General features: G+C 35.2%; 9 protein-coding genes. 2 read left to right on the forward strand and 7 right to left on the reverse strand.

The annotated features are described in order from the left end of the window. Both GSY74_RS06870 and GSY74_RS06875 read right to left on the reverse strand, forming a co-directional pair. On the reverse strand, nucleotides 1-589 hold a 589-nt coding region (locus tag GSY74_RS06870; protein WP_164664365.1), incomplete at its 3' end, for a hypothetical protein. Beyond that, complete coding sequence (locus tag GSY74_RS06875) at nucleotides 590-1,897, reverse strand: CHASE2 domain-containing protein (RefSeq protein ID WP_164664366.1); 1,308 nt, start codon at nucleotides 1,895-1,897, stop codon at nucleotides 590-592. It lies immediately after the preceding gene. 232 nt (nucleotides 1,898-2,129) lie between these two features. On the opposite strand from GSY74_RS06875, the gene GSY74_RS06880 reads away from it, so the two are divergent. Continuing rightward, nucleotides 2,130-3,065: an Rpn family recombination-promoting nuclease/putative transposase gene (locus tag GSY74_RS06880; RefSeq protein ID WP_164664367.1), complete on the forward strand. Its 936-nt coding sequence runs from the start codon at nucleotides 2,130-2,132 to the stop codon at nucleotides 3,063-3,065. A 40-nt stretch (nucleotides 3,066-3,105) separates the two neighbouring features. On the opposite strand, the gene GSY74_RS06885 is transcribed toward GSY74_RS06880, so the two are convergent. The 4 genes from GSY74_RS06885 to ribA are packed head-to-tail and all read right to left on the reverse strand — an operon-like array spanning nucleotide 3,106 to nucleotide 4,887. Continuing rightward, nucleotides 3,106-3,474 (reverse strand): hypothetical protein, encoded by a 369-nt coding sequence (locus GSY74_RS06885; protein ID WP_164664368.1) that lies wholly within the window; start codon nucleotides 3,472-3,474, stop codon nucleotides 3,106-3,108. 3 nt (nucleotides 3,475-3,477) lie between these two features. Continuing rightward, nucleotides 3,478-3,717, reverse strand: a complete 240-nt coding sequence (locus GSY74_RS06890) for a PP0621 family protein (RefSeq protein ID WP_164664369.1) — start codon at nucleotides 3,715-3,717, stop codon at nucleotides 3,478-3,480. Nucleotides 3,718-3,721: 4 nt separating this feature from the next. Further along, nucleotides 3,722-4,318: a 16S rRNA (guanine(527)-N(7))-methyltransferase RsmG gene (gene rsmG / locus GSY74_RS06895; RefSeq protein WP_164664370.1), complete on the reverse strand. Its 597-nt coding sequence runs from the start codon at nucleotides 4,316-4,318 to the stop codon at nucleotides 3,722-3,724. 2 nt (nucleotides 4,319-4,320) lie between these two features. Further along, nucleotides 4,321-4,887, reverse strand: coding sequence for a GTP cyclohydrolase II (ribA, locus tag GSY74_RS06900; protein WP_164664371.1), 567 nt, complete (start codon nucleotides 4,885-4,887; stop codon nucleotides 4,321-4,323). A 57-nt stretch (nucleotides 4,888-4,944) separates the two neighbouring features. On the opposite strand from ribA, the gene hemB reads away from it, so the two are divergent. Continuing rightward, nucleotides 4,945-5,916 carry a porphobilinogen synthase gene (gene hemB / locus GSY74_RS06905; RefSeq protein ID WP_164664372.1) on the forward strand — a complete coding sequence of 324 codons (972 nt, stop codon included), beginning with the start codon at nucleotides 4,945-4,947 and terminating at the stop codon, nucleotides 5,914-5,916. A 36-nt stretch (nucleotides 5,917-5,952) separates the two neighbouring features. Here hemB and GSY74_RS06910 read toward each other — a convergent pair whose 3' ends face one another. Further along, the gene (locus GSY74_RS06910) at nucleotides 5,953-6,495 is read right to left on the reverse strand and encodes a hypothetical protein (RefSeq protein WP_164664373.1); all 543 of its coding nucleotides are present in this window, start codon (nucleotides 6,493-6,495) and stop codon (nucleotides 5,953-5,955) included. Between the last annotated feature and the right edge of the window lie 213 nt (nucleotides 6,496-6,708).

A 6,708-nucleotide genomic window follows, 5' to 3' on the forward strand; every position in this document is an offset into this window, starting at 1 on the left:
ATAATTGCTGTTTTTCTGAACTATTATAAACTTTAATCTTATATCCAGTTTCTAATTTATTACGAGGGACTATAAAAATAATAGAATCCTCTTCACTAGTCTCTTTATATATAACTTTATTCTTATTATTAATAATCTCTAAAGTAATAGGATAGATAATCCAAGTTTTATTTTCTATCACAAAATACTCATCAGAAGCTTTTAAAACCATAGTACCTTTAGCAGTTTCTGACTCTCCACCCTTACGAGTCACAGCCAGTTTTGTCTGCTCTTTAGAATCAGTAAAAAGCAAAGCAACCACTTTTATATGCTTTTTAAACCACGCTTTAAAGTCAAAACTCTTCTTCATTTTCAAATGGCTACATGTCTCATTAGATTCTGATGACAGTTGAAGTTGCTCATCTATAATAACTCTCCCATCCCCTCCTTTAAAACAGACCGTTGAGTTCTGTTCCAAATCTGCTTTATCCCCTTTTTGCAACTCATAAACCTTTTTATCAATCGTTATGGTCACATTTGCATCTTTGACCACCAAACTGTTTGCAACCATAAACTCTACCATAACCAACAGCACCATTAAGCTCTTCATCTAATCCTCCCTATGAAATTTTTTCACAATATACCTATTGATAATCTCTATCGCCCCCACAAACTCAAACAACAAAACAGGCACAAACCAGTTAAACCACTGCTGATAGTGTAGAAGTATAAATAGCGACAACAGCCCCATCACAACTGATGTGATAAACAACGAAATCATAAGCTTTGAGAAGCCTCGGTTGACCAAGAAAATCTTTGATTGAGTGGGTAGAAGTCTCAAAACTCTATCAGTAAACAAAAAGAGCATCACAAAAATCACAAACACCAAAAATGAACTCTTGTAGAGGTCAAACTGTTTTAGCTTCCCATCAAAATAAAAAAGCGTCATAAGCACATTGGCATGAACTTCTATTCCACTAAGCTTACTCGCCGAAGAGGTCACTTCAAAAATATCATCTTTGTCATACATTGCTCCCAATAAAATCAGTGCATTATCAAAATTATCCCTATCTATATCTTCTAGTGGATAGTTTGCTGAATAGTAATCCAACATCTCCCAGTGACTCGGTTTATGATATTTTGATAAAAGGGACTCTTTATAAGTTTTTATGATAAAATTATTCTCTACCACATGTTGCTCTCTGAACTCTTTTGAGATATTTCTCTCTTGATTAAACAGATGCCACATCTCTACCGATGCACTCGTATAGTTATGCTCTTGGTTTGTTACACTATGTCTGTAGGAGGCATAAGGTATATACCGTCTTGTTTTAGAATCTTTAGAATATGGTAGATAGACTGAAACAAAAACTATCTTTTTGCTTCTTATCAACTCTTGTACTCGGCTGTCTGCCAAAGACTCTATATGGTTGTATTTGCTTGTTTTTGGCAACAGAATAGCATAAGCTCTAGGCTTTTTCAAGACCTCTAACAAAATGCTATCCTCTCTGGTTGGCTCTTTGCCATAGATAGCTGTGGTAAATGAGAAATCATAATCTATAAACATCGCTTTTGGCTGTTTGCTTTTTGGAAGCTTCTCACTTAGCCTATCTATCTTTTCGATAAACTGAGCTATCTTATCATTGGGAAAGATATACCCATAGTTTGTCTCATTGTCCTCATCCATCAAGTTTTGACTTTTCAAATAATGGTTATCTATCCCAAAAAGCATCACGCGTGGAGAGTTGGTTTTGACGCTGTTATCTTCTAGGAAAAATTTGCTTAATAGGTCAAATGGTTTATCGACTTGGGCGTATCTTTTGGTGAGTTCTATATTGGCGTAGTTGTAGATTAGGATGAAAAGAAGTGTGCCTATGGTGGCTTTGATGATGGATAGGGTTAGTTTACTTTTAGTCATGGTTTATTATAGAGTTTTTAGGTTTAGCTTTGGTTGGGCTTTTAGTTTAAGATGTGTGTAAACTCTTGGATGTTTCAAGAGGATGCTGAATTTAAAATATATTTGAGTATGTTGTGTTGAATGCAGGAAGTTTAAAAAGCAAATCGAACTAGACTTAAACGACAAGAAAAGATAACCCTAAGCCCTCAAAGAGTATAATCAATCTAACAATAAATAATAAAAAGGCTAAGAGATGGAGAGAGAACTAATAAGCTTTGATTGGGCAATAAAAAGACTCCTACGAAGCAAAGCAAACTTTGATATATTAGAGGGCTTTTTGTCCGAACTGCTCTTTGAAGATATAAAAATCCTCCAAGTCCTAGAGAGTGAGGGTAATAAAGATAATGAAAAACAGAAGTTAAATAGAGTTGACCTCAAAGTTATCAACAGTAAAAAAGAGATAATCATTATAGAGATACAGTTTGCTAGTGAGATTGACTATTTTCATAGAATACTTTTTGAGACCTCTAAAGTAATCGTTGAGCATTTAGATAAAGGAAAAGCCTACAAAGAGACAGTAAAAGTTATATCTATCAATATTGTTTATTTTGATTTGGGTAGAGGAGAGGATTATATCTACAAAGGAACCACAAATTTCAGAGGTTTCCACTCCAATGACAAACTAGAGCTATCACCTAATCAAAAAGAGATGCTCAAAATCGAAAATATAGAGAGTATTTTTCCAGAGTACTATATCCTGAAAGTTAATAGATTTGATGACAATGCAAAAGATAGTCTGGATGAGTGGATATATTTTCTCAAAAATGCCAAGATAAAAGATAGTTTTACAGCTAAAGGGCTGAAAAAAGCAAAAAAAGAGTTTTCGGTTCTGAATCTAAAAGAGGAAGATAGGATAGCTTATAGCAAGTATCAGAGCAATCTGCACTATGAGGCTAGTATGATTTTTTCTAGTTATGGGGTTGGTAAGATGGAGGGTGTGAAAGAGGGAATAGAACAAGGGGTTGAGCAAGAGAAACAGGAGAGTCAAAAGAAAATTGAACAAGAGAAGCAGGAGAGTCGAAAAAAAATCATAGATATAGCAAAAAGTTTACTAGATGTTTTGGATAGTGAAACTATTGCTCTGAAAACAGGGCTGAGTATTAAAGAGATTGAGGGGTTAAGGAGTTAGGTTTCCCTTCAACAAAACATCCCCACCCATCTTACGATGATTATTTTAGCACAACCCCATCCACATTAACCTTTGCCATCTCCTCAATCTCACTATCACTCTCAATCTCTGCCAAAACTTGCGTATCAAAAAGATAGTTTTGAGCTATAGGCATAAGCTCTCTAGCTAACTTTTTAGAAGATAGAGTATACTTAGCCCCTAAAAGATTGGCAAAGATAGCATCTTTGATATTTTCAACTTTGATAGCATAAGCTACAGAGTTCTTTTGACAATATTTAGCAAGGTCAAGAGATGAGGGCAGGGTAGGGAGTAGAACGATACTATTAGCAGGAGTCTCTCTTATATCCTCTTGACTCTTCACACTATAAAATGGTTCAGAGTCAATCCAATGATGACCAAATATCTTCATCCATTATCTCTTTTTTGATTTCTCTAAACATTCATTGGAGCAGTAGGCTTTTTTCTGATAGATAATAGCATCCTCTTCGGTCATATAGGTGGAGCAGTTAGCACACTCTGAAGTAGTCTCTATTTGACCAAACTCATGCTTCTCATCGGATGCTTTTTTCTTGTCAATAAATGGAAGTCTTCCTCCTACAAATCTGTAGATAACAGCTGCAACCACTGCAAAGATTATTAATTTTAGTAACACGCATTTATCCTTTAATATAGAGATAGTTTCTCTGATTCTTCTCAATTATATCATAATATATAGGGGAGTCGACCAATTCAAGTTCACTAAAAACTTTTTCACCTTTATAGAAGAGAAATCTAGTATCATCATCTTGGAGATGTTGGGTAAGAGAGAGTAGCATCTTTGTATTGGTGACGGCACGAGAGGTTATAAGTTCAAAAGGTTCACTAAAATGGTAATCTTCTACTCGTTTTTTTACCACTTCTACATTCTCTAACTTTAGCTCCATAGCTACAAACTTCAGAAATGAGGCTCGTTTATTTCGTGGTTCGCAGAGAACTGTCTTGCACTTGGGATAGGCAATGGCTAGTATCAAACCTGGAAAACCTGCACCTGTCCCTACATCTAGTATGGAGTTTGGTCTTTTTATAAATGTATATGGGTAGAGTGAGTCGAGTATATTTTTATAGATTTCATCTTTTGTTTTTGCACCTGTTAAGTTGTGGATTTTGTTCCACTCCTCTAATAAGGAAGTAAACTTCTCTAACTGTTCAATCTGTCTATTATCAAACGATATATTACTAGATAATATTTTCTCTTTTAATTGTTTATGATTCATAATTAAAGAAGGTGTCCAAGTTGACTTTTTTTAACATTTAGATAATCCTCATTATAAGGGTTTGAGACGATGCGAATAGGTATTCTTTCAACAATCTCTACAGAGCTTAATGAACTCATCTTTTTAGGATTATTGGTTAGAAGTCGTATCTTTTTTATTTTGAAATGTTCCAAAATAGTCTCCACTATCTCATAAGTTCTCTCATCAGCTTTGAATCCAAGCTGATGATTTGCCTCAACAGTATCGAATCCTTTATCTTGCAGGGCATAGGCATTTACTTTTCCTAGAAGACCAATATTGCGTCCCTCTTGACGGTGGTAGATTATCATACCACCCTTTTTGCCAATAAACTCTTGTGCAAAGGATAGTTGTTCACCACAGTCACACTTTTTTGAACTTAGGGCATCACCTGTTAGACACTCGGAGTGGATACGAACTATAGGAGTCTCACCTAGATTATCTGTAAAGAGAGCCAGATGTTCTCTGTCCCCTTCTTTAAAGGCTTGTATATTAAATATACCATATTTGGTTGGTAGTTTTGCAACTTTGGAAATTTCAACTTGTCTCATGGTCAAAATTATATCAGTTTATGATAAAATTCACCAAATTAATATAAAGGAACAGTTATGTTTACACGATTTAGACGGAAACGAATCAATCCAGTTCTACGAGACCTGCTTCAAGAGACTCATTTGAGTGTCAATGATTTTATCTATCCACTATTTATAAAAGAGGGTGAGGGGATAAAAAAAGAGGTTGACTCTATGCCTGGGGTTTTTCAGATGAGTATAGATGAGATACTTAAGGAGTGTGAAATCCTCAAAGGTTTAGGCATATACTCTATTATCCTGTTTGGAATTCCTGATGTAAAAGATAGCGTTGGGAGTGATGCACTCTGTGAACGAGGTGTTATCGCTTCGAGTATTAGAAAAATCAAAGAGGCTCACCCTGATATGTTTGTAGTGACGGATTTGTGTTTTTGTGAATATACAGACCACGGACATTGTGGAGTGCTTGACCCTGTTTTGGAGACTGTTGATAATGATATTACTCTGGACAATCTTGCAAAACAGGCAGTTATCCATGCAAAAGCAGGGGCTGATATGATAGCACCAAGTGGGATGATGGATGGGATGATAACTTCGATAAGAGATGGGCTTGATATGGTTGGATTTTCTCATATTCCTATTATGTCCTACTCTACCAAATTTTCAAGCTCCTATTATGGTCCATTTAGAGATGTGGCAGAGAGTAGCCCAAGCTTTGGAGATAGACGCTCATATCAGATGAATCCTGCCAACAGAAGAGAGGCTATTTTGGAGAGTTTGGCAGATGAGGAAGAGGGAGCAGATATTTTGATGGTGAAACCAGCTCTTGCATATCTGGATATTGTTCGTGATATTAGAGAGAACTCCTCACTGCCACTAGCTGTATATAATGTAAGTGGTGAGTATAGCATGTTGAAAATGGCGGGAAAAGCAGGTGTGATAGATTACGATAAAGTTATGATGGAGACTATGATAGGTTTTAAACGAGCAGGTGCAGATATAATCATATCTTATCATGCTAAAGAGGTGGCGAAACTATTACAAGGGTAGAGACATATTTATAAGGGTAGACACATTGGTCTACCCCTACTTCTCTCCGTCAATCTCTTTTGAGAGTTCAGCAAGTTGTTCAAGATAGGTATCTTCACCTTTTTGTTTACTTGTTTTTTTCTCTTCTACTTCTTCAACTTTTTTTGTCTCATCTTGACCAAGCTCTTTAGCCATCTCTATTTTAACACTATTGGCAGTCTCGTCTAGTTCGGATTCTGTTTTTTTAATTGTCTCTTTGGGGGTATCAGATTTCTCTTCTTCTTGACTCTCCGCCTCATCTAGTAGCTCATTAATATTATTGAGCATCATAGATTCTGGAGGTTCTATAGACTCTTCTTCTACAGTCTCTTCTTCTACAGATTTTTCTTTTGTCATCTCTGTTGTCTCTATTTGACTGTTTTCTGATAGATATTTATATCCAAATATACCAAGAGCTATTACTATAATTGCAAGAATAAAGATAACGATTAAATTTTTTGAAGATTTTTCATCGGTGTCATTATCAGTATTAAGTATCTGAGACCTATAAGCTTCTGAAAAACTTGTCTCTTCTTTATCATTTTCTGTATTATCGAACACAAATATCCTTTTAACTGTAATATGTATATATTTAAATTCTTTTCAAAGTAACATCCAATTCTATCATAAGTTTACTAAAATCTTTTTAAATGAAATTTTTTATTAGTTTTCTCATTTTACCAAAATATAGCGTAAAGCTCCTAGCTTCAGCAATGGGGAGTATTCAAAGAGGAGTTCTTTAAGTTGTTAGTGATATAATGTCACAATGAAAAA

It is taken from the genome of Sulfurovum sp. bin170, from assembly GCF_010892395.1.
In the GTDB taxonomy this organism is placed as follows: Bacteria; Campylobacterota; Campylobacteria; order Campylobacterales; family Sulfurovaceae; genus UBA1140.

Excerpts from the sequence above, each read along its gene's own strand:
- GSY74_RS06875 (WP_164664366.1), bottom strand. The coding sequence starts at position 1,897 with ATGACTAAAAGTAAACTAACCCTATCCATCATCAAAGCCACCATAGGC.
- GSY74_RS06880 (WP_164664367.1), top strand. The coding sequence starts at position 2,130 with ATGGAGAGAGAACTAATAAGCTTTGATTGGGCAATAAAAAGACTCCTA.
- GSY74_RS06885 (WP_164664368.1), bottom strand. The coding sequence starts at position 3,474 with ATGAAGATATTTGGTCATCATTGGATTGACTCTGAACCATTTTATAGT.
- rsmG (WP_164664370.1), bottom strand. The coding sequence starts at position 4,318 with ATGAATCATAAACAATTAAAAGAGAAAATATTATCTAGTAATATATCG.
- ribA (WP_164664371.1), bottom strand. The coding sequence starts at position 4,887 with ATGAGACAAGTTGAAATTTCCAAAGTTGCAAAACTACCAACCAAATAT.
- hemB (WP_164664372.1), top strand. The coding sequence starts at position 4,945 with ATGTTTACACGATTTAGACGGAAACGAATCAATCCAGTTCTACGAGAC.